This window comes from Mesoflavibacter profundi, assembly GCF_014764305.1.
GTDB lineage: Bacteria > Bacteroidota > Bacteroidia > Flavobacteriales > Flavobacteriaceae > Mesoflavibacter > Mesoflavibacter profundi.
The window spans coordinates 1224151-1248166 of sequence record NZ_CP061703.1 but is presented as its reverse complement, the minus strand read 5'-3'; the positions used below and the strand labels follow the sequence as shown (position 1 = coordinate 1248166).

23 protein-coding genes and 1 tRNA gene are annotated in these 24016 nt (G+C 30.8%); 17 read left to right on the top strand and 7 right to left on the bottom strand.

The features are described from left to right. The first annotated feature begins 23 nt into the window (after window positions 1-23). From IFB02_RS05760 to IFB02_RS05725, 8 genes are all read left to right on the top strand, one after another. Window positions 24-1637: a S8 family peptidase gene (locus tag IFB02_RS05760; RefSeq protein ID WP_106688105.1), complete on the top strand. Its 1614-nt coding sequence runs from the start codon at window positions 24-26 to the stop codon at window positions 1635-1637. A gap of 70 nt (window positions 1638-1707) precedes the next feature. After that, the gene (locus IFB02_RS05755; RefSeq protein ID WP_106688104.1) at window positions 1708-3531 is read left to right on the top strand and encodes a M1 family metallopeptidase; all 1824 of its coding nucleotides are present in this window, start codon (window positions 1708-1710) and stop codon (window positions 3529-3531) included. 101 nt (window positions 3532-3632) lie between these two features. Beyond that, entirely contained in the window at window positions 3633-4139 is a 507-nt protein-coding gene (locus IFB02_RS05750; protein WP_106688103.1) for a hypothetical protein, read from the top strand. Between the two features lie 82 nt (window positions 4140-4221). Then, window positions 4222-5019, top strand: a complete 798-nt coding sequence (locus IFB02_RS05745) for a LexA family transcriptional regulator (protein WP_106688102.1) — start codon at window positions 4222-4224, stop codon at window positions 5017-5019. Between the two features lie 4 nt (window positions 5020-5023). Next, entirely contained in the window at window positions 5024-5410 is a 387-nt protein-coding gene (gene rnpA, locus IFB02_RS05740; RefSeq protein ID WP_106688101.1) for a ribonuclease P protein component, read from the top strand. Continuing rightward, window positions 5394-7028, top strand: a complete 1635-nt coding sequence (locus IFB02_RS05735) for a S41 family peptidase (RefSeq protein WP_106688100.1) — start codon at window positions 5394-5396, stop codon at window positions 7026-7028. The genes rnpA and IFB02_RS05735 overlap by 17 nt, the downstream gene beginning before the upstream one ends. 34 nt (window positions 7029-7062) lie before the next feature. Continuing rightward, complete coding sequence (locus tag IFB02_RS05730; protein WP_106688099.1) at window positions 7063-7920, top strand: OmpA family protein; 858 nt, start codon at window positions 7063-7065, stop codon at window positions 7918-7920. 238 nt (window positions 7921-8158) lie between these two features. After that, window positions 8159-8998 carry an OmpA family protein gene (locus IFB02_RS05725; RefSeq protein WP_106688098.1) on the top strand — a complete coding sequence of 280 codons (840 nt, stop codon included), beginning with the start codon at window positions 8159-8161 and terminating at the stop codon, window positions 8996-8998. Between the two features lie 65 nt (window positions 8999-9063). Here IFB02_RS05725 and IFB02_RS05720 read toward each other — a convergent pair whose 3' ends face one another. Genes IFB02_RS05720 through rpiB form a run of 3 tightly spaced genes read right to left on the bottom strand, consistent with a single transcriptional unit; the run spans window position 9064 to window position 10868 of the window. Continuing rightward, complete coding sequence (locus IFB02_RS05720) at window positions 9064-9510, bottom strand: GNAT family N-acetyltransferase (RefSeq protein WP_106688097.1); 447 nt, start codon at window positions 9508-9510, stop codon at window positions 9064-9066. Window positions 9511-9516: 6 nt separating this feature from the next. Next, on the bottom strand, window positions 9517-10431 hold the full coding sequence (locus IFB02_RS05715) for a cation diffusion facilitator family transporter (protein ID WP_106688096.1): 915 nt from the start codon (window positions 10429-10431) through the stop codon (window positions 9517-9519). Window positions 10432-10433: 2 nt separating this feature from the next. After that, entirely contained in the window at window positions 10434-10868 is a 435-nt protein-coding gene (gene rpiB, locus IFB02_RS05710) for a ribose 5-phosphate isomerase B (RefSeq protein WP_106688095.1), read from the bottom strand. A 709-nt stretch (window positions 10869-11577) separates the two neighbouring features. On the opposite strand from rpiB, the gene rnr reads away from it, so the two are divergent. From rnr to IFB02_RS05690, 4 genes are all read left to right on the top strand, one after another. After that, window positions 11578-13821: a ribonuclease R gene (gene rnr, locus IFB02_RS05705; RefSeq protein ID WP_106688094.1), complete on the top strand. Its 2244-nt coding sequence runs from the start codon at window positions 11578-11580 to the stop codon at window positions 13819-13821. A gap of 81 nt (window positions 13822-13902) precedes the next feature. Continuing rightward, a complete protein-coding gene (locus IFB02_RS05700) occupies window positions 13903-14196 on the top strand; it encodes a heavy metal-binding domain-containing protein (protein ID WP_106680813.1) in 294 nt (97 codons plus the stop codon). A 120-nt stretch (window positions 14197-14316) separates the two neighbouring features. After that, window positions 14317-14991 (top strand): head GIN domain-containing protein, encoded by a 675-nt coding sequence (locus tag IFB02_RS05695; protein WP_106688093.1) that lies wholly within the window; start codon window positions 14317-14319, stop codon window positions 14989-14991. A 158-nt stretch (window positions 14992-15149) separates the two neighbouring features. Continuing rightward, complete coding sequence (locus IFB02_RS05690) at window positions 15150-15830, top strand: LysE family translocator (RefSeq protein WP_027879347.1); 681 nt, start codon at window positions 15150-15152, stop codon at window positions 15828-15830. Between the two features lie 100 nt (window positions 15831-15930). Here the strand turns inward: IFB02_RS05690 and IFB02_RS05685 are convergent. Both IFB02_RS05685 and folB read right to left on the bottom strand, forming a co-directional pair. Next, window positions 15931-16001: transfer RNA gene (locus tag IFB02_RS05685), tRNA-Cys, on the bottom strand. 44 nt (window positions 16002-16045) lie between these two features. After that, entirely contained in the window at window positions 16046-16417 is a 372-nt protein-coding gene (gene folB / locus IFB02_RS05680; RefSeq protein ID WP_106680808.1) for a dihydroneopterin aldolase, read from the bottom strand. Window positions 16418-16570: 153 nt separating this feature from the next. On the opposite strand from folB, the gene IFB02_RS05675 reads away from it, so the two are divergent. From IFB02_RS05675 to IFB02_RS05660, 4 genes are all read left to right on the top strand, one after another. Beyond that, on the top strand, window positions 16571-18571 hold the full coding sequence (locus IFB02_RS05675; RefSeq protein ID WP_106688092.1) for a glutamine--tRNA ligase/YqeY domain fusion protein: 2001 nt from the start codon (window positions 16571-16573) through the stop codon (window positions 18569-18571). Between the two features lie 85 nt (window positions 18572-18656). Further along, complete coding sequence (locus IFB02_RS05670) at window positions 18657-19136, top strand: DUF1761 domain-containing protein (RefSeq protein ID WP_106688091.1); 480 nt, start codon at window positions 18657-18659, stop codon at window positions 19134-19136. Window positions 19137-19198: 62 nt separating this feature from the next. Further along, on the top strand, window positions 19199-20356 hold the full coding sequence (locus IFB02_RS05665) for a GNAT family N-acetyltransferase (protein WP_106688090.1): 1158 nt from the start codon (window positions 19199-19201) through the stop codon (window positions 20354-20356). 87 nt (window positions 20357-20443) lie between these two features. Next, window positions 20444-20653 carry a hypothetical protein gene (locus IFB02_RS05660; protein ID WP_106688089.1) on the top strand — a complete coding sequence of 70 codons (210 nt, stop codon included), beginning with the start codon at window positions 20444-20446 and terminating at the stop codon, window positions 20651-20653. A gap of 46 nt (window positions 20654-20699) precedes the next feature. Here IFB02_RS05660 and IFB02_RS05655 read toward each other — a convergent pair whose 3' ends face one another. Then, entirely contained in the window at window positions 20700-21623 is a 924-nt protein-coding gene (locus tag IFB02_RS05655; protein WP_106688088.1) for an SPFH domain-containing protein, read from the bottom strand. A gap of 76 nt (window positions 21624-21699) precedes the next feature. On the opposite strand from IFB02_RS05655, the gene IFB02_RS05650 reads away from it, so the two are divergent. Further along, complete coding sequence (locus tag IFB02_RS05650) at window positions 21700-22380, top strand: outer membrane beta-barrel protein (protein ID WP_106688087.1); 681 nt, start codon at window positions 21700-21702, stop codon at window positions 22378-22380. 74 nt (window positions 22381-22454) lie between these two features. On the opposite strand, the gene gltX is transcribed toward IFB02_RS05650, so the two are convergent. Next, window positions 22455-23966 (bottom strand): glutamate--tRNA ligase, encoded by a 1512-nt coding sequence (gltX, locus tag IFB02_RS05645; protein WP_106688086.1) that lies wholly within the window; start codon window positions 23964-23966, stop codon window positions 22455-22457. Between the last annotated feature and the right edge of the window lie 50 nt (window positions 23967-24016).

Sequence of the window (24016 nt, the reverse complement as noted above, 5' to 3'; positions counted from 1 at the left end):
CAATTACTAAACAATAAAACGCAATGACAATTAATTACAAGCCATTAATGCTGTCTGCATTTGCAGCAGTTGTGCTTTCAAGTTGTGGTGGTAATGCACCAATCTTATCTACACCAATAGAAAATATTGACAATACACCTATTAAAGAATCTGAATTAACAGAAGCCGAAGCACACAATTGGGGACATTTAGATTTAGTAAAAGACACGATTCCTGGAATGAGTGTTGATAAGGCTTACGCCGAAATTATTAAAGGTAAAAAAGGACAACAAATTATTGTTGCTGTAATAGACTCTGGTATAGACATCGAGCATGAAGATTTAGATGGTGTTTTATGGACAAATACAGACGAAATTCCAGGTAACGGTATTGACGATGATAAAAATGGTTACATAGACGATATACACGGTTGGAATTTTTTAGGCGATGCTTACAACGAGCAGTTAGAAATGACGCGTATCGCAGCTAGTGGTAACACAAGCATAGCAAGATATAACGAAGCTGTAGAAAAAGTAGAACAAGATTACCAACGTGCTTTATCTAACAAACAACGTTACGATCAATTATACACTCAAGTAACTAATGCTCATGATGTTTTATCAAAACATTTTGGAAAAGAAGATTATACACCAAAAGAAGTAAGTGAAATTACCTCAGAAGATCAAAAAGTAGTCGAAGCTAAAGCAGCTGCTACTATGCTTTACGGTTACGGATTAACATCTATGACAGAAGCTAAAAAGCAATTAAAAGGTGGTATCGAATATTTTACAGACCAATTAAACTATAACTTAAACAAAGATTTTAAAGGTCGTACTACTGGTGATAATCCAGACGATTTTAATGACAAACCAGGTTATGGTAACAACAACGTAATGCCTTCAGTAAAATCTGAAAGTCACGGTACACACGTTGCTGGTATTATCGCTGCCGAGCGTAATAATGGATTAGGTGCTAATGGTGTTGCAAATAACGTACAAATAATGTCTTTACGAGCTGTACCAAATGGTGACGAGTATGATAAAGACATCGCAAAAGCTATTAGATATGCTGTAGATAACGGTGCAAAAGTAATTAATGGTAGTTTTGGTAAAAGCTTTTCTCCACATTCTGAGTGGGTAAGAGATGCTATTAAATACGCAAGTGATAATAACGTTATTTTTGTTCACGCAGCAGGTAACGACAGTAAAAATGTAGATGTAGAACCAAATTTCCCTGATGATAATGTAGATTTTGTTGAAATTTCAGATACTTACATTCGTGTTGGAGCATTAGCGCCAAGTTATGGGACTAAAATGATTGCTGGATTTTCTAACTACGGACTTAAAAACGTAGATGTATTTGCTCCAGGAGCACAAGTATACTCTACAACTCCAGAAAACGAATATGACACAAAAGGTGGAACAAGTATGGCTGCTCCTGCAGTTGCTGGTGTTGCTGCTTTAGTTTGGTCACAATACCCTAAATTAAAAGCATCTCAAGTAAAACAAATAATTATGGATTCTGGTTTACCAGTTAAATCAAAGCTTATTGTTGGTGGTGATGCAAATAATATTAAATCATTATCAGAAATTAGTAAATCTGCTAAAATTGTTAATGCTTACAACGCATTAATTATGGCGTCTCAAATTTCTAAATAATTTATATAAAATTTAAAAAGCCTCAACCCTATTCTGTTGAGGCTTTTTTATTTCAACTAAAAATTAACTTATGAAAAAATTATTGCTTCTTACCGTTGCTTTCGGTTTTTTAACTGCTTGTAGTTCGACAAAACAAGCGGTTTCAACTTCAGAAAGTTCAACTGAAAAAAACTCTACATATTGGCAACAACATGTAGATTATAAAATGGATATTGATATGGATGTAAACAATTATCAATACCAAGGAAAACAAACATTGGTGTATACAAATAACTCACCAGACGTTTTAAATAAAGTATTTTATCATTTATACTTTAATGCATTTCAACCAGGTAGCGAAATGGATGTGCGTTCTCGCACTATTGAAGATCCAGATTCTAGAGTTGGTGATCGTATAAGTAAATTAAAACCAAACGAGATTGGTTACATAAACGTAAATAGCCTAAAGCAAGACGGTAAAAAAATTAATTATGAAACGGTTGGTACTGTTTTAGAAGTAGAATTAGCTCAACCTATTCAACCAGGTCAAAGTGTAACATTTACAATGGATTTTGATGCGCAAGTACCAGTTCAAATTCGTCGTTCTGGACGTGATAATGCAGAAGGCGTTGCGCTTTCTATGACACAATGGTATCCTAAGTTAGCTGAATATGATTTTGAAGGTTGGCATGCAGATCCTTACATAGGACGCGAGTTTCATGGTGTTTGGGGAGATTTTGAAGTTAACTTAACCATAGATAAAGATTATGTTGTTGGTGGTACTGGTTACTTACAGGGCGAACCTGAAATTAAAGGCGACAAAAAAACAATGCAATTTTTAGCGCCTAATGTGCATGACTTTACCTGGGCTGCAGATCCGGATTATATTCATGATTCGATGCAAGTTCCAAACGGTCCAATGCTTCATTTTTATTACAAAAAAGATTTACCTGCAGATAACTTAAAATATTGGAAAGATTTACAACCTAAAACCGTTGAGTTAATGCAATATTTTTCTAAAAACGTAGGTAAATATCCTTACGATCAATATTCTGTTATTCAAGGTGGTGATGGCGGTATGGAATACGCTATGTGTACTTTAATTACAGGTAAACGTAGCTTTGGTAGTTTAGTTGGTGTAACAGCACATGAGTTAGCACATACTTGGTTTCAATTTTTATTAGCGACAAACGAGGCTAGACACGAGTGGATGGACGAAGGTTTTACAAGCTACATTAGTGATCATGCTATGAATGTTGTGATGAACGAAGGAAAAGAAATTCCTAACGCAAATGCTTATAGAGGTTACATTTATTTAGCAAAATCTGGTAAAGAAAAACCACAAACTACACATGCAGATCGTTACGAAACTAATATGGCTTATGGTATAACAGCTTATAACAAAGGTTCTGTATTTTTATCTCAATTAGGTTACATTATTGGTGAAGACAATCTTAAAAAAACACTAAAAAAGTACTTTAACGATTTTGCTTTTAAACATCCAACACCAATTGATATTATTAGAACTGCCGAAAAAGTATCAGGTTTAGAATTAGATTGGTACTTAATAGATTGGACACAAACAACCAATACTATTGATTATGCAGTAACTTCTACAGAAGAAAATAATAGCATAACAACAGTAAATTTAGAGCGTAAAGGCTTAATGCCAATGCCTTTAGATATTGAAGTAGAATATACTGATGGAACATCTGAATGGTATAATATTCCTTTAAGAATTATGAGAGGCGAAAAACCGTTAGCTTCAAACGTAAAAATATTAAACGATTGGGCTTGGGCATATCCAACCTATAGTTTTAGTATAAACAAGCCAAAAAGCGCCATAAAAAGCATAACAATAGATCCAAAACAACTAATGGCAGATGTTGATAAAACCAACAATACATTAGAGTAATACTGTCTATTTAAATGAAATTAAAAGCTTCAACAATTGTTGAAGCTTTTTTTATTCTTAATCCTTTATATTTGAAAAGCTATCAATAAAACTGAAAAAAGATGAAACATTTAGCCTACGTATTAATTCTAGTATTAGCTTTTAGTTGTAAAGACAATCAAAAAGAAAAAGTAGAAACCACAGTAGAAACCACAACACATACAGAAACCTCTACACAAAACACTGAAAAAAATACTGAAACTACCGCAGATTTACCTTTTCTAAAAGATATTAAAAGCTTAGAAAAAGACAAATCTGCTAATCCAATTGAAGCGTTTAAAACAAAAGCGACAAACATTGCAACCGAAGTTGTTAAACTTAATAAAGACAATATTAAAGATGCTTTAGCTAAAGCTAAAGACTTTAAAAATGTAGTCATTACTGTAGATAATCATACCATTGTAAAATTAGATGTTAACGATTGTAAACCTTCTAGTGCTTGGAGCGCTTGCATGCCAAAAGCTGAAGGTTATATTAAAAAAGGAGACTTAGTATATCAAAACGATTATGCAAACAATATTATTGGTTTACCAGATGGTCAAGAACGTTTGCTGTTTTTGTTTGATTAGATAAGCCACAATATCTACAAATGTTTGAATTTTCATATCTTAGCTTAAATTTTAAGTCTTCAAGACCTTTCTTTTAAGAAACATGCAGCAAATAGATCAAAAAATAACCGCTATAATCAATCATTTTCAGCTTAATAATTATGCGTTTTCAAAACGTATTGGTGTTACCGGAACAACTATAGACAGTATTGTTAACGGTAGACCTCAACCAGATGGGACACGTAAAAAAACCAAACCTGGTTATGATGTGTTAAGTGCGATTATAGATCAATTTAACATCAATCCTGACTATCTTTTTGGTAAAAGTGATGTGATGTTAAAGCAAGATGTGGCTAAAATTCAAACATATTCTGGAGTTCCTCAAGTCGTTGCTGTTAATCAAAACGATGAAGAAAACGTAGTTTACGTTCCTGTAAAAGCAAGAGCTGGTTATTTAGATGGTTATGGAGATAGCGAGTATATCGAGACTTTACCATCTTTCCATATGCCACATCTTACAAACGGAACCTATAGATGTTTTGAAGTGCAAGGTAACTCTATGGTACGTACATTTTTTGATGGCGATTTAGTGTTTGGTAAGTTCGTAGAAGATTTATCAGATATTAAAGATGGTCGTGTGTATATAGTTGTTAGTAAAAACGATGGTATTGTTTTAAAACGTGTTATCAATCGTATTGAAGAGCGTGGTAAACTTATCTTAAAAAGTGATAATAAAGACGGTAACTATCCAACCTATACGATAGATGCAGAAGATATTATGGAAGTATGGTACGTCACTATGTTTGCATCCAAACAAATGCCAGAACCAATAGATGTTTACGACCGTTTACACGAACTTGAAAGTAAATTGATACAACTTCAAGAAGCATTAAAAAACTAAATTAATGCACTACACATACAATAAAGACGAAAAACTTAAAAGCCAAAAAGCAATTGAGCAGTTATTTGCCGAAGGAAAATCTGTTTCGGCATATCCTTTGCGTATGGTCTATCTAGATAACCAAACGCAATTAAAAGTTGGTGTATCTGTAAGTAAAAGAAATTTTAAATTAGCGGTACATCGTAACCGAGTAAAACGCTTGCTACGTGAAGGCTACAGACTTAATAAAAATCTGTTAATAGACAATAAGTTAGACCATTACACGCTAATGATTTTATATATTAGTAAAGAAATGCCCGATTTTAAGATTATTGATAAAAAAATGAAGGCATTACTCACTAAATTTAATGACCAAGTTTCTAATATAAAGAAGAATGAAAAAGATATTTAAAAAACGCATTTTAATTCCTGTTTTTGCGTTAACAATATTTATAACTGGAAGCGCCTTTAAAAGTGATTTTTTCGAAATAGCTAAACAAATCGAAATTTTTACCACGCTTTTTAAAGAGCTTAATATGAATTACGTAGACGAGACTAATCCTGCAGATTTAATGGATAATGCCATTAAAAATATGCTTAACGATTTAGATCCGTATACTAAATTTTATAACGAGCAAGATGTAGAAGCAGAGCGTATACGTCGTACAGGAGATTATACTGGCGTTGGTGCAAAAATTAGAACTTTAAAAGATAAATTGGTTGTTGTAGAACCGTATAAAGATTATCCAGCAGACAAAGCTGGTCTTAAAGCTGGTGACGAAATTATAGAAATAGATGGTATAAAAGTAGATGGTTATGAAGATGATGCCTCTAACCTATTAAAAGGCGCGCCAAATTCAACATTAAATGTAACCTACAAACGTCAAGGAAAAACCAATACGACAACCTTAACACGTTCTGAAATTGAAATTAATGCTGTACCTCATTTTTCTATGATTAATGAAACTACAGGCTACATTGTACTTCAAAAATTTAATGCAAAAGCCTCTATGCAAACCGAGTATGCATTAAAAGATTTAAAGGCGCAAGGCGCAAAAAGTATTATATTAGATTTACGTAATAATCCTGGTGGATTACTTCGCGAAGCTATAAATATTGTAAACCTTTTTGTACCAAAAGGACAATTGGTAGTAACTACAAAATCTAAGGTAAAAAAATACAATAAAACCTATTACACAAAACAAGAGCCAATAGATACAAAAATTCCAGTTGTGGTATTAATTAATGGTCGTAGCGCATCTGCTTCCGAGATTGTTTCTGGTGCTTTACAAGACTTAGATAGAGCAGTAATTGTTGGCGCACGTAGTTTTGGTAAAGGTTTAGTACAGCGACCAAAAAAGCTAACTTACGGTACACAACTTAAGGTTACAATTTCTAGATATTATACGCCTTCTGGACGTTGTATACAGTCTTTAGATTATTGGAATCGTGACGAAAATGGTAACGCGGTAAGAATAAAACAAGAAAATTATCATGAATTTAAAACTAAAAACGGACGAAAAGTCTATGATGGTGGCGGCGTTTTTCCAGATGAAGCTTTAGAAACTACCAAAAATTCGGCAATCACAGACGCCATTTTAAATAGTCAAGCCATTTTTGATTTTGCAACACAATTCTACTACAATAATTCTATTGAAAATATTAATAATTTTCAGCTTTCCGATTCAGATTTTAACGCATTTAAAGCGCATTTAAAAACTTCTAGTTTTGAATTTGAAACCGAAACCGAAAAAGCCTTAAAAAAAGCTTTAGAAGTCTCTAAAACCGAAAATCTAGACGACGATATTAAAAAAGAATACAATAATTTACAACAACATCTAGAACAGGTAAAAATAAAAACCGTAGACCAAAACAAAACACAATTAGTAAACTTACTAACCGACGAGATTGTTAAACGTTACGTGTACAGAGAAGGACTTTACGAGTATTATAAAATAAATAATCAAGAAATTAAAACAGCAACACAAATACTAGCAAATCCAAACCAATACAATAAATATCTTAATTAAAAAATTGCTATATTTAGAAGTTATCTTACTTAAAATGAAATCATTTTTAATCCTATTTTTATTAATTACAGGTTCGGTTATATCACAAAACGAGTTAAAACACGATGTATATTTTAACACAGACGAATACGATGTACCTTTAACCGAAGAGAACAGACTTTTGCTTTTTATTTCTTCATTAGACACTATAGCAATAGATAAAATTTCTATTTATGGATTTTGTGACGATCGTGGTACTAACGATTATAATTTAGAATTATCGCAAAATAGAGCAGATGCTATAAAAGACATGTTTTCTAGTTATGGGATAGATAAATCTTTAATAACAAATGTAAATGGTAAAGGCGAAATACTTTTAAAAGTTTTAAATGAAGACGAAGTCCATAAAATAAGAGGTTTAAATCGTAAAGTAGAGATTATTGTTAAACCAAAGGATAAAACCAAAGAAACAGCAAAACCAGAAGTTACAACTACTGCAACAAAAGACAAAAAAGTAACTACACAAGACATAGCAAATGGTACAGTAAAAAAAGGAGATAAGATAAGATTAGAAAATATCTACTTTAAAACTAATTACAGCTATGTTACTTCAGACTCTAAAAAAACTCTGGAAGAATTAGCAAAAATATTAGTAGCTAAAAAAAATATATACTTTACCATACAAGGACATGTTTGCTGTACACAAAATAGTCGTGATGCAGTAGATAAAAAAACTCAAAAACGAAATTTATCTGTAGCAAGAGCCAAATATATTTACGATTATTTAGCGCGAAAAGGTGTAGATAAAAAACGAATGAAGTATGTCGGAATGCGAAGAAAATTTCCGCTTGGTGGCGATCCAAAATACGATAGAAGAGTAGAAATTGTGATTACATATATTGCAGAAGAATAATCTTTTTTAAAAAAATAATTCAAAAAAGGAGGTTTTTACAACCTCTTTTTTTTTGAATTCGTAAAAAACATCCATTAACGGTTCAAAAAATCGGATAAACAAAATAGTGATTCAACGGTAAAATTTTACCACTTGTCTTAAATGGTGTTTTTCATCTAAAAATAGTGTTGTTAATCAAAAAATTTTCAGCAAACTAAAGTGTGCCAGTACATTTGCGCCGCCTTAGATAACTATTGAAATGAAAAACTTAAGCTACATATTTTTATTTATTGTTTCGGTTAACAATTTTGTTAATGCTAATAACACTACTTTAAAAACAAAATCTAGTAAAGTAGTTAAGCATGATGTTTATTTTGATACAGATAAACACCAAATCACAAAAGAAGAATTTACAAAACTTGTACAATTTTTAAATGAAACTAAAGATGTTGATATAGAAAGAATGTCTATAGTTGGATATTGTGATGATAGAGGTAATGCTAATTACAACAAAACATTATCAAATAAACGTGCAGAAGCAATTAAGAAAATTATTATTTCTTATAGAAATAGCACTAAACAACCAGAAATATTAAATGTAAAAGGTAAAGGTGAAGTTGCTTTAAATACTAAAGAAGAAGCTTTATTTAAAGAATTAAGAGCTTTAAACAGAAAAGTATCTATTGTTATTGCTCCTAAAAAATTAATAGCTGGTTCTTTTTTTGCAGAAGATGTTAATAAAGGTGATTTAATAAATCTTAAAAGTTTAAATTTTGTTTTAGGGTATCGTTACTTAACTCCAGAATCTAAAAAAGCTTTACAGGAATTAGCAGACTTTTTAGTTAAAAGAACAGATATCTTTTTTACTATTAATGGACATGTATGTTGTACAGAAAATGGTAGAGAATCTAGAGATAGAGAAACTGGTAAATTAAACTTAAGCGTTGTAAGAGCTAAATATATTAGAGATTATTTAGTAAAAGCAGGAGTAGATGCTAAAAGAGTGAGATATCAAGGATTAGCCGGAAAATATAACTTAGGTGGATCTACAAAAGAAGATAGAAGAGTAGAAATTTTAATAAGACATATTTCTAAGTAAAGTTGAGTTAGTTAAGTTTTTTAACTTTATTTATAAAAAACCGCATTGTGCCAAATGCGGTTTTTTTAGTTTTTATATAGCATGGCAATATGCGGTATATCATCTTCTAGATATTGTTCGCCTACTTCAAAAAAGTTTAGATTATTATAAAATCGTTTTAAGTAACATTGTGCAGATATTTTAATATCTGTAGTATTATAATTGGTTTTAATAGCCTTTATAGATGCTTCCATGATATCATATCCATACTTATGCATACGCTGGTTTTCTTTAACTACTACTCTACCAATACTTGCTAAATTAAAATAATCACCAGGTTTAAATAAGCGTGTATAAGCCACAATTTTATTATCCTTTATTCCTAATACATGTAATGCGTTTTGATCTTTTCCATCTATATCTTGATACACACAATCTTGCTCGACAACAAAGACTTCACTTCGTAATTGCAATACTTCATACAATTCATTTATAGTTAATTGATTAAAGGATTTTACTGTAATATTTAGCATAAAATTTTAGTCTTGAACGATAATATCTTTAGGATCTTCCTTTTTATATTCTGGTTGAATGTTTACGTGATTAATATCAAATTCGTCATGTAATAACTGCTCAATTTGCTGTAAAATAACATCAAATTGGGTTATAGTCATATTACTTTCTAAATCTAAATGCGCTTCTAAATGAAGTTCGTCATCATTTAAATTCCATATATGTACATGATGTAATTTTTTAATATGATCTAAGCTATTAACACGTCTTACAACATCTTCTACATTAATATGCGAAGGTGTAAATAACATTAGCATTTTTGTTGAGGTTTTTAACAAATCGTATCCAACCCAAATTAAATATAAACCTATTAAAAACGTTAATACGCTATCTATCCAAAATATTTGGTAATACTTCATTAATAAACCACCAATTAATACAGCCACACTTGCTAACATATCTGTTAGTAAATGTAAATAAGCCGATTTTATATTGATGTTGTTTTTAGAATCTTTTCTTAATAATAAAACACTTAACCCGTTAAATAGTATAGCTATAAAGGATAACCAAATAACTAAGTTAGAAGCAATATTTTGCGGATTTTCAAATCGCTTAATGGCTTCTATAATTAATAAAATAGCTACAATAATTAAAGTTGCCGCATTAATAAAAGCAGCTAAAATTTCGGCACGTTTATAACCAAAAGTTTTATTATTAGACGCTTTACGTTTTGCTAGTTTAGAAGCTGCATAACTAACAATTAAAGATATTACATCGCTTAAATTGTGTAAAGCATCACTTAATAATGCTAAACTACCAGATATAAATCCTCCAATAATTTGCGCTACAGTAATTCCTATATTTAAAAAGATAGAAATTAATAATTTCTTCCCTTTTAAATCGTGATCATGAGCATGGTTATGTGCATGATTATGTCCCATTTTTAAGAGCAAACAGGAATTTTATCCACTCTATTTTGGTGTCTTCCGCCTTCAAATTTTGTATCTAAAAACGTATCTACCATTGCTATGGCTTGTTGTAAAGCAGTATATCTAGCAGGTATACACATTACGTTGGCGTTGTTATGCAATCGCGTTAATTCTGTAATTTCTTTAGTCCAACAAACACCTGCTCTAACCTTTTGGTGTTTGTTAGCAGTTATTGCTACACCATTTGCACTACCGCAAATAAGTATACCAAAATCGGCAGCATTATCTGTTACATCTTTAGCGACTGGATGTACAAAATCTGGATAATCTACACTATCTGATGCATCTGTACCATAATTAATAACTGTAATACCTTTAGCTTCTAAATGCTTTTTGATAGCAAATTTATATTCGGTACCAGCGTGATCGTTTCCTATTGAAATTTTCATAATAATTGTTGTGTTGTTAATTGTGTTTCAAAGTTACTAATTGCTTGTCATTATTAATAAAATAAAGCGGTTAACTTATTCATAAAAATTAAAACCAACGGTATTTTATAGCATACCTGTTAATAACTACAATAATTGTTAATTACTCTTTTAATACTATTAATTACTTGTTAATATCTTCTTATTGTTTTTTAAAAGATTTATTTGGATTTCAACTTAAAAATTACAATCCGTAACGTTTAGTTAACATCAAAATTAGTTAACCTTAATTTTTTGTAAAGTTATTAGCACTAAAAAGTCAATTTTCAACGTCAATTTTATAAGTATTTATTAAAAATTAGATGTTAGTTTACGTTTTTAACAACTGTTAATAACCTAATTAGTATGCTTAAAAATCAATAAGTTAAATAGCTAATAAGCTGTTAATAGATTTTGTTAACTAACAAATCAAACAAAAATTTGAAAAAGTTATACCGTTATTAACAAACAATAATCATCATCATTATTTTTTTAAATTTTTAAAAGAAAAGAAAGTATATATAATATAAATGTGAATAAAGTTTTTTATTTAACGCTTCCTTAATTTTATTTTAAATTTAAAAATGTAGCTTTGTATAAACTTAAAAATCGTCTCTCCTTTAAATTTAAGTTTAAAACATAACCGAATTTCATTTAACTTTAAAGAAATTCAATACATTAAAAAATATAAATGTCAAAGAAGAAAAAGAAAAGGAAACCTAGTCATAATAAGATTTCCAATCTAACAGAGACTATTCTAAACATACTTAGAAAAGAACGTAATAAACCCTTTAACTACAAGCAAATTGCTGCCAAATTAGGCGTTAATGATGCTAGTAGTCGTAACCAAATTATAAAAAAACTTGCGCAGCTTAAAGCTAAGCAAGAGATTGAAGAAGTAGATCGTGGTAAATTTAAAGCTATTGTAAATACCGAGTATCACACTGGTATTTTTGATGCGTCATCACGTGGATCTGGCTATGTAATTTGTGACGCTTTTGAAGAAGATATATTTATTGCTTCTAACAATGTTAATAAAGCATTAGATGGTGACGAAGTAGAACTTTACGTCTTTAAACGTCGTAAACGCGGTAAGTTAGAAGGTGAAATCACACAAATTATTAAGCGTGCAAAAACGCAATATGTTGGTGTTATACAAATACACGAAAAGAATAATTTTGCATTTGTAGTCCCAGATTCTAACAAAATGACTACAGATATTTTTGTACCTATTAACAAAATTAATAAAGCTGAAGATGGTGATAAAGTCTTAGTAGAGTTAGTAGATTGGCCAGAAAAAGCAGATTCACCAAACGGACGTGTAAAAGAAGTCCTTGGTAAACCAGGAGAACATAATACAGAAATCCATGCTATTTTAGCCGAATATGGTTTACCGTATGAATTCCCAAAAGAAGTCGAAGATTTTGCAAATCAAATAGATACCTCTATTAAGCCAGAAGAAATTAAAAAACGTCGCGATATGCGTAAAGATTTAACCTTTACCATAGATCCTAAAGACGCAAAAGATTTTGATGATGCATTATCCATTAAAGTTCTAGAAAATGGCTTATTTGAGATAGGAATACACATTGCAGACGTATCTCATTATTTAGAAGAAGGTACTATTTTAGATGATGAAGCTTACGAGCGTGCAACATCTGTTTATTTAGTAGATAGAGTAGTACCAATGCTACCAGAAATATTAAGTAATGGCGCATGTTCTTTACGTCCGCATGAAGAAAAATATACGTTCTCGGCAGTTTTTAAATTAAATGATAAAGCTGAAATCAAAGACCAATGGTTTGGTAGAACAGTAACGTATAGTGATGCAAGATTTGCTTACGAAGAAGCGCAAGCTGTTATAGAAAATAACACAGATTTTGTCATTTCTAATAATACAGAAATGTCATCCATAAAAACCGAAATTCCAGAAGACGTTTCACTTACTGGTAAAACATACAATACGCAACCAGAAATAGCTGAGGCAATTTTAGTTTTAGACCGATTAGCAAAGAAAATGCGAAGCAAACGTATGCGTTCTGGAGCAATTAGTTTTGATAAAGTAGAAGTAAGATTTACTTTAGATGAACAAGCAAATCCTACAGGTGTTCATTTTAAGACCAGTAAAGATGCTAACAAGTTAATAGAAGAATTTATGCTATTAGCTAACCGTAAAGTATCAGAGTTTGTTTCTAAAATGAAACCTTCAAAAACCTTTGTTTATCGTGTTCATGACGAGCCAGACGAAAGTAAATTAGCTGCTTTACAAGGTGTAGTTGCTAGATTTGGTCATAAACTTAACTTTAAAAGTCGTGATAGTATTTCATCTTCATTAAACAAATTATTAGAAGATGTTCAAGGTCAAAAAGAGCAAAATTTAGTAGATACTTTAGCAATTCGTACTATGGCTAAAGCCGAATATACTACGCATAACATAGGACATTACGGATTAGCTTTTGATTATTACAGCCATTTTACATCGCCAATTAGACGTTATCCAGACGTTATGGCGCATCGTTTATTACAACGTTATTTAGATGGCGAAAAAAGTGCAAACGAAGAGATTTATGAAGAAAAATGTATGCACTCAAGTAACATGGAAAATTTAGCGACAAAAGCCGAACGTGATAGCATAAAATACATGCAAATTAAGTTTATGCAAGATCATAAAGACGAAGAATTTGTTGGTGTAATTTCTGGTGTAACCGATTGGGGAATTTATGTCGAAATTATCTCCAATAAATGCGAAGGAATGGTGCGTATTAGAGATATAAAAGACGATTATTATGAGTTTGATCAAGACCAATTTGCACTTGTTGGACGCGACACAAAAAACATGTACCAATTAGGAGACGAAGTTGTTGTAAAAGTAAAACAAGCAGATTTAGTAAAACGTCATTTAGATTTTGATTTAGTTGGTAAACACGAAGCGTAGATTTTTAAATTAAAGATTTATTAGCAAAATAAACTTGTAACATTTATAAAATTTTACGGACTAATCAATAAAATATAAACCATGATTTTAACCACAACAAATACTATAGAAGGCTTTAAAATAATAGAATATAAAGGCATTGTAACTGGTACTTCTTTTGAAATGAAAACAAAGTTTTCTTTTAAAGTCGAAAAAAGTAAAGACATCACAAAAGCGGTAATTAACGAAGCTAAGGAACATGCGTTTCAAGAGTTACAAGACAATGCTAAAAATTTAAATGCTAATGCTGTAGTTGGAATTAGTTTTGATATAGAAACTGTAAATGGCTCTTATTTTTTTGTTTCAGTAGTTGGAACAGCAGTAAATGTTGCATAATTAATCAACGATTCGAGTGATTTTTTAATACTTAAAAAATCATATCAAGAACAAAATATTTATAAAACTGTAACACTAATTAAAAAATAGACTCTTAATACAAACAAAACCTTCAATATTATGAAATATTTACTGTCTATTTTAGCTTTAGTTTTTAGCTTAAATACCTTTGCACAAAACCCAAAAAGTCAGCATGTAGGTGACTTTACAACGGTTAAAGTTTTCGATTTAATAAAAGTAAGTCTAGTAAAATCTGACGAAAATAAAGTGATTATTACTGGTGAAGATGTAGACGATGTAGAAGTAGTAATTAAAAACGATATGTTAAAAATACGCATGGATATAGACCGTATTTTTGATGGTACAAAAACCTTTGTTGCTGTGCATTATAAAGATATAAAAGTTATTGATGCTAATGAAGGATCTAAAATTGTAGGTAACGAGCTTATCACACAAGACGCAATCGAATTACGTGCCCAAGAAGGTGCTACAATTATTGCAGGATTAGATGTAAACACAGTAAATGTAAGAGCTGTAACTGGCGGAATTATAGAAACTAGAGGTAAAGCTAACACTCAAAATATTACATTAAATACAGGTGGAATTTACGAAGGAAGAGATTTTCAAACTAAAAATACAAACATAAAAGTAAGAGCTGCAGGAGAAGCAGAAGTAACCGCAAGCGATACTGTAGATGCGCGTATCACTGCTGGTGGAGATATTGATATCTATGGTAATCCTAGAACCGTTACTAAAAAAAATACTTTTGGCGGATCAATTACAGTTAAAGAATAAATAACTTAATTAAAGTAAAGTTAGGTTAAGCGAAGTCTAAACCTAAATAAAAAAACAAAAGCTTCAGTTTTAAATTGAAGCTTTTTTATTTCTGTTAATAAGCATTCTATAATCAATAAATAATTTCTTTACTTTGTAAGACAATCCAGCTATACAACATGTTTGACGATATTCTTACTGCAATTCCTTTTGGTATCATTCTATCTTTTACTATTGGACCAGTATTTTTTGTTTTGTTAGAAACTGCTGCAACCAAAGGGTTTAAAAGTGCTTTAATATTTGATGCAGGAGTAATTCTAGCAGATATTTTATTTATTGTAGTTGCATTTTTTAGTACCGAAAAATTGGTAGGTAAAATTGAAAAAGATCCTAATTTTTTAATTTTTGGAGGTGTTTTATTAGCTATTTATGGCTTTATTTCATTTATAAAAACATCAAAATCGTTTAGAGAAATAGTAAGAGAATATCATAAAGTAGAAATTAAAAAAGGCTATGGTAAATTATTCTTAAAAGGCTTTTTGCTCAACTTTATTAACATTGGTGTACTGTTAGGTTGGGTAGCATTTATTGTAATTGCTAATTCTATAACCACGTCTAAAAATGGTGTTATTGTCTTTATTAGTACCATGTTAATAACTTATTTTTTAGCAGATTTAGTAAAAATTACAGCTGCAAAAGCTTTAAAAAATAAGCTTACACCAAGACTTATTTACAAGACTAAAAAGATCGTAGCATTAGTAATATTAGGCTTTGGCGTACTATTACTAGTCCAAGGTTTCTTCCCAAAAGAAAAAGAATTACTTAAAGAAAAAATAGAACAGATTAATCCTTTGGATTAAGCTTGTCATTCCGCACTTGATTCGGAATCCAAAATAATTCAATCTTATTTTCTAAAAATTGTAAACAAAAAAAGCTTCCAGATTTTCTGAAAGCTTTTAGAGGCGTCTAGCGGATTCGAACCGCTGTACAAGGTTTTGCAGACCTCTGCCTAGCCACTCGGCCAAGACGCCAATTGTAATTGGACAGCAAATGTAAAAAAAATAAACTTTTTACACTATTTCTTGAAGTTTTTTCTTTTGTCACTCATAACAATTGTTACTTGCTCTACATCGCCACCAATTGGCGGATTTATTTTACTTACACTAACTGTTGCTTTTTTAATCATTTGATCTTCAGTAAAAATTCGGTTTAAAATGCGTCGTGCTACATGCTCTAAAAGTGCGCTTGGTACTTTCATTTCTTCAAAAATAATTCTATTTAAAAACACGTAATCTACCGTATCTTTTAGTTGATCTGTCTTTGCACTATGCTGTAAATTGGCTGTAATTTCTAAATCTACACGATAATCACTACCAATAGCAGTTTCTTCTTTTAAACAACCGTGATGCGCAAATACTCTAATATTTTCAACTTTAATTTTTCCCATTTCAATAAAAATTTATGCAAAAATACCTAAAAATTATACGTGCTTTATTTTTAAAGGAAAGAACAATTCATTTCAACTAAAAAATATTTAATTTTACACTTTATTATTAAAGTAGATTAATAGCAGTAATCACTTAAAAATAAACCTAATTACATGTCTGAAGAAACAAAATCACTCAATTTTATTGAGCATATTATAGAAGAAGATTTAGCTAACGGATTAGCTAAGGATAAATTACGTTTTCGTTTTCCGCCAGAACCTAATGGCTATTTGCACATTGGTCATACCAAAGCTATAGGTATTAGTTTTGGTTTAGGATTAAAGTACAATGCGCCTGTTAATCTTAGATTTGACGATACTAACCCAGCAAAAGAAGAGCAAGAGTATGTAGATGCGATTAAAAAAGATGTGGCTTGGTTAGGTTACCAATGGGAAAACGAGCTGTATTCTTCAGATTATTTTCAACAGTTATACGATTGGGCTGTACAATTGATTAAAGACGGAAAGGCTTATGTAGATAGCCAATCTTCTGAAGCGATGGCAGAACAAAAAGGAACACCAACGCAACCTGGTGTAGATGGTCCTTATCGTAACCGATCTGTAGAAGAAAATTTAGACCTTTTTGAACGCATGAAAAATGGCGAATTCAACGAAGGTGAACATATTTTACGTGCAAAAATAGACATGCAACATCCTAATATGTTAATGCGTGATCCTATTATGTATCGTATTTTAAAGAAGCATCATCATCGTACTGGTAACGATTGGTGCATTTATCCAATGTACGATTGGACGCATGGCGAAAGTGATTATATCGAGCAAATTAGTCATAGTTTATGTTCTTTAGAATTTAAACCACATAGAGAGCTTTACGATTGGTTTAAAGAGCAAGTTTATGACTATTCTAAGGAAACCTATCCAATGCAGCCAAAACAGCGCGAATTTGCGCGTTTAAATCTGTCTTATACCATTATGAGTAAGCGTAAGTTGCTTAAATTGGTAGAAGAGAAGGTAGTTTCTGGTTGGGACGATCCGAGAATGCCAACCATTTCAGGTTTACGACGTAGAGGTTATACACCAAATTCAATTAGACAATTTATAGAAAAAGTAGGTGTTGCAAAGCGTGAAAACGTGATTGATGTGGCGCTTTTAGAATTCTGTGTACGTGAGGATTTAAACAAAACTGCACCACGTGTTATGGCGGTTTTAGATCCTTTAAAAGTAGTCATTACTAATTATCCAGACGATAAAGAAGAATGGTTAGAAGCAGAAAATAACCCAGAAGACGATAGTGCTGGATTTAGAAAAGTACCTTTTTCAAAAGAAATTTATATCGAAAAAGACGACTTTAAAGAAGAAGCAGGAAGTAAGTTTTTTAGATTGAAATTAGGCGGCGAAGTTCGACTTAAAAATGCGTACATCATCAAAGCTGAAAACGTAGTAAAAGATGCTGAAGGAAATATTACCGAAGTACATTGTACCTACGATACAGATACCTCTAAAAAAGTAAAAGGAACGTTACATTGGGTTTCTATAAAACATGCAGTAAAAGCTGAAGTTAGAGAATACGATAGACTGTTTATGGACGAAGCGCCTGACAGTCATGACGGTAAAGATTTTATGGAATTTTTAAATCCAAATTCTTTAAACATCATCAATGCATTTGTTGAGCCAAGTTTAAAAGAAGCTAAAGTAGGAGAGCAGTTTCAGTTTCAACGTTTAGGGTATTTTAATGTGGATGACGATTCTAAATCTGATGCCTTAGTATTTAATAAAACCGTTGGTTTACGTGATAGTTGGGCAAAACAAGCACCAAAACAAAATCAAAATCAGCCTCAAAAGCAAACCAATAATCGTCCTGCGATAGAGCAAATAAAGTCTTTTGGTAAAAAGTACGATAGACTACCAGACGATGCTAGAGCAAAAGCAAAAGCACAGATTTTAGAATTAGCTAAAGACGTTTCTTATGAAGATGTAGAGCCACTTTTTAATACTTCGGTTAAGAAAAGCGGTACACGAATTATCACTATGATTACGCTTGGTGTTTTACTTAAAAATGGCTTAGAAAAAAATGAAGCGATTAATGAGTTTATCAACAAAGCATTAGAAGACAAAAACAAGTTATTAGTAGAAGAAGCGCAACAGTTAGCTTAAGACAATGACATAATTATTAACCGCTAAGTTAATCTTAGCGGTTTTTTTGTACTTTTAAATTACTAACTAATTAAAAATTAATATTATGGAATTTAATTATCTAGCAGTTTTTGTTGCTGCAATTGTACCGTTAATAATTGGCTTTATTTGGTATAACCCTAAAACTTTTGGAACCGTTTGGATGAAACATGCTGAAATGACTGAGCAAAAAATGCAGTCTGCAAACATGTTAAAAATTTTTGGTGTTACATTAATTCTTTCGTTTGTATTAGCTTTTATACTGCCTTCAATTACTGTTCATCAAATGGGCGCATTTAGTTTAGTACAAGGCGATTTAGGTATTCAGCCTTCTTATGAAACTTTTATGGCAGAATATAAAGATGAATTTAGAACCTTTAAACATGGTGCTTTTCATGGTGTTATAGCTGGATTATTTATAGTCTTACCTATTTTAGGTATTAATGCTTTATTTGAAAGAAAAAGCTTGAAATATACACTAATCAATGTTGGATATTGGACTGTAACACTTGCTATTATGGGAGCAATTGTTTGTGGCTGGAGATAATTTTGTAACTTTTAATAATTTTAAAGACTGATAGGTAACTTTCAGTCTTTTTATTTTTCAATTTGATTTCATATAAATTATATAATTCTGTTATAAATATTCCTACGTCTTGGGATAAGTTAACTGTTAAGGATATTTTTTTAAAAACTAACTTTTTAAATGCTTTAGAATTATCAAGCCCAGATCATATATCTTCATTTTATTTAGCTATTTATAATAATCAAGAATTGGTTGGAATTGCCATTATCCAACGCGTAGAGATGTATTTGGATAATATCTTTAGAAAAACATCAGATCATACATTAAAACGCTTAGGTAAAGCTGCAATTGCTAGAATTGTAAGAGGTAATGCATTAATTGTTGGTAATTTAATGCATACTGGACAACATGGGTATTATTTTAATTCAAATAAAATACATGCTACTGTTTTTTTTGAAACCGTATTTAAAGCTTTAAAAAGCTTAGAAAAGACTATAAAAAAAGAATCCAATAAAACGATTAGAATTATTGGGTTTAAAGACTATTTTAAAGATGATGTTATTCATTTAAATACACACATATTTGATAAAAATAGCATGTATAAGGTTAAAGTACAACCTAACATGATATTTAATATTCCTTCACATTTTAACTCGATTTCAGACTACAAAATAGCATTGAATAAAAAATATAAAAGGCGTTATAATACAGCGATTAAAAAATCTAGTGCTATTGTAAAAAAAGAACTTTTATTAGAAGATATTAAGTTGCAAGGTAATGCTTTGTATAAGCTTTATAAACATGTATCGGATCAGGCAAAAGTGAATTCGTTTATACTAAAACGTAATCATTTTTATCAACTAAAATTAGATTTACAATCCAATTTTAAAATCTTTGGATACTATCTAAACAATGAGCTAATTGGATTTTACACGCTTATTTTAAACAATAGTCAACTAGAAACTTATTTTTTAGGTTACAATCCTAGATATCAACAAGAGTATCAAATGTATTTAAATATGCTTTACGATATGTTAGAGTATGGTATTGATCATAAATTTAAATCTGTTGTTTATGCAAGAACAGCAATGGAAATTAAAAGTTCTGTTGGTGCTAATCCTAACGATATGTTTATTTACATGAAACATACTAATACACTTTTTATAAACCCATTGTTAAAGTTTGTAGTTAATACTTTAAATCCTGTTAAAAAATGGGAACAAAGACATCCTTTTAAATAAAAATTTTAACAACCATTTAGTATATAATCTTTTGATTTATAAGTGATTTAACTTAATTTGAATGGATAACTTTAATCAAAAATTATTATGGATGCAATACAAGATTTATTAACCAAAATATCGGTTAAGACAAGAGAAATAGAAGAAGATTATCCCGAGTTACAAAAGTACTTAGACGAGCAACGTATTACACTACCAAAAGATAGTTCTAGTAATACAATAGATAAACAATCTTTAGAAGATTATCTAAATTCTTTACAGAGTTTAATTGATAATTATGAAAAAGAAAGTCAATAAAAAAAGCCTCTATTAAGAGGCTTTTTTTGTGTTTATTAGGTAAGTTTTATTCTTCTTCTTTTTTACGTTTAGCTTCTTTCATAGCTTCACCAATTTGGTTACTTGCCGTAAAACTTGCAACCATTTCGTTTAGCATATTACTTCCAGCTTGTGGCGCATTAGGTAATAAGATTAAGTTACTATTAGTTTCTTCACCTAACGATTGAAGCGTATCGTAATGCTGCGTTACAACAATTAAAGCAGATGCTTCTTGACTGTTAATACCAACGCGGTTTAAAACTTCTACAGACTCTTCTAATCCACGCGCAATCTCGCGTCTTTGATCTGCAATACCTTGACCTTGTAAACGTTTACTTTCTGCTTCAGCTTTAGCTTTTTCAACAATTAAGATACGTTGTGCATCACCTTCATATTGTGCAGCAGTTTTTTCACGTTCTGCAGCGTTAATACGGTTCATTGCAGCTTTTACTTGTGCATCAGGATCTATATCTGTTACAAGAGTTTTAATAATGTCAAATCCGTAGTCTAACATCGCATCGTTTAGCTCAGCTTTTACCGCTAATGCAATATCATCTTTTTTAACAAAAACGTCGTCTAATTTCATCTTTGGTACTTCTGCACGTACCACATCAAATACATAACTTGTAATTTGCTCATGTGGATAATCTAACTTATAAAATGCATCGTACACTTTTTGACTTAACACACGGTATTGTACAGATACTTTAAGTCTAACAAATACATCGTCTAATGTTTTTGTTTCTACAATTACATCTAATTGCTGAATTTTTAAGCTTAATCGACCAGCAATTTTATCTATTAAAGGAATTTTTAAGTGTAGACCAGATTGTCTAATACTATGAAATTTACCAAAGCGTTCTATAATTACTGCAGTTTGTTGTTTAACAACAAAAAATGCTGAAATTAAAAGGATTAGTCCTAAGACTACAAAAGGAATTAAAAATGGCATAATTAATGGTTTTTTAGTTTTACTTTATTGATTACTAATTTAAGTTATATTTGTTCACTAATCTATACTATTATTAATGAAAAATTTTAAACTTTATCTATTAGTAGCAATTTGTACTCTATTTGTTACATTTTCTTTTGCACAAAGAAGTTCTTACAATATAAAAAACGGATTTGCTCTTGGTGGTGGATTTACACAATTTAATATTAACACAGATAATTTTAATACAAAAAGTGGTACAGGTTGGTTAGCACATATGTCTGCAACTGTAGATTTACCGCATAAATGGTACAACGTAAGTTATGGTATGCAATTATCTGAAAACAGATTAAGTATTAATGGTTTAGCATCTAATTTAAGTTCTAATTTTGAACCTATAGATTATAAAGTATTAACGGCTCAAATAGCTTTTTTACTTCATGCAAAATTAGCTGGACCTTATTTAACTTTAGATTTTGGACCAATGTTGCAATACAATAGTGATTTAGAATTTGATGACGATGGTCAAGAAGAATGGTTTATTGCCGAATTTGATAGCGTATTAGCAAAAGACTTTGTAGATCTTACTAATTTTAATGTGAATGGTGTTGTAGGTTTAACTGCTGGTTTTGAAAACTTTAAAGTTAGAGGACAATACATTTACGGATTTACAAACATTTTAAATGATTTAAACGATGCTCAGTTTAGTCAAAATTTAGAAAAGAAATTTAAAGGAAACCAAAGTATGTTAGCTTTAGCATTATTAATCACGTTTTAAAGTTTATACCTAATAAATTAATCAAAAAAGCCTCTAAATAATAGAGGCTTTTTTATTGATAGTTGATTAATATTTTAACCTATTTTTTCAATTAAATTATCAATACGTTTAACAGTTTCGTTTTTACCAATCATATACATGATGTCAAAAACATCAGGTCCTTGTAATGCACCAACTAAGGCTAAACGTAGTGGCATCATCACTTTACCAAAGCCAATGTTGTTAGACGTAATCCAACCTTTTACATCGTTTTGAAGTGTTTCAACTTCAAAATTTTCAATGTTATTTATGATAGATTTTACCTCTGTCATTATAGATTTTGTATCGTCTTTAATGGCTTTTTTAAAGGCTTTTTCATCGTATTCTGTTGGAGCTTCAAAGAAGAAATTACTTAAGTCCCAAAAGTCGTTTACAAATGTTGCTCGTTCTTTAATTAATCCAACAACCATTGATATGTAATTAACATCTATGTCTTTTAATGAATCATGATTTTGTTTAAACGCTTCAGCTAAATCATCATTACTTTGTTCTTGCATGTAATGGTGATTAAACCATTTAATTTTATCTGGATCAAAACGTGCTCCGGCTTTATTCACTTTAGATAAATCAAACGCTTCTATAAGTTCTTCTAAACTAAAAATTTCTTGTTCTGTACCAGGATTCCATCCTAAAAAGGCTAAAAAGTTAACAACAGCTTCAGCAAAATATCCATCTTCTTTATACCCTTTAGACACATCACCTTCTGGAGACGTATATTCTAAAGGAAATACAGGAAATCCTAATTTATCGCCATCACGTTTACTTAATTTTCCTTTTCCTGTTGGTTTTAGGATTAACGGTAAATGTGCAAATTCTGGTGCTTCCCAACCAAAAGCATCGTATAATTGGTAATGTAAAGCAAGACTTGGTAGCCATTCTTCACCTCTAATAACGTGCGTAATTTCCATTAAATGGTCATCAACAATATTAGCTAGGTGATAAGTTGGCATTCCGTCTGCTTTAAACAAAACTTTATCATCTAAAATGTTGGTATCAATTTTTATATCACCACGAATAATATCTTTAAGATGAAGCGTTTGATCTTGCGGACTTTTAAATCTGATTACATAATCTTCACCAGCATCTAATTTAGCTTGCACGTCTTCTGCGCTAAGCGATAAAGAGTTGCTTAACTTTTCTCTGTTATGCCAATTGTAGATAAACGTTTTTCCTTGAGCTTCATGGTCTTTTCTGTGTGCATCAAGTGCTTCTGCAGTATCAAATGCATAATACGCATGACCACTTTTTATTAATTGATCTGCATATTGTTTGTATAAGTCTTTACGTTCGCTTTGTCTGTACGGACCAAATTTTTCATTTTTATTTGGACCTTCGTCAAACGGAATATTACACCAATTTAAACTATCTATAATATACTGTTCTGCACCTTCTACATAACGGTTTTGGTCTGTATCTTCTATACGTAACACAAAAGTACCGTTGTGTTTTTTTGCAAATAAATAATTAAATAATGCGGTACGTACACCGCCAATATGTAAAGGTCCTGTAGGACTTGGTGCAAAACGCACTCTAACTTGTTTTGACATTTCTTTTGGTTTGAAAGTGCAAAGATAGAATAGAGTAGAAGAAACACAAA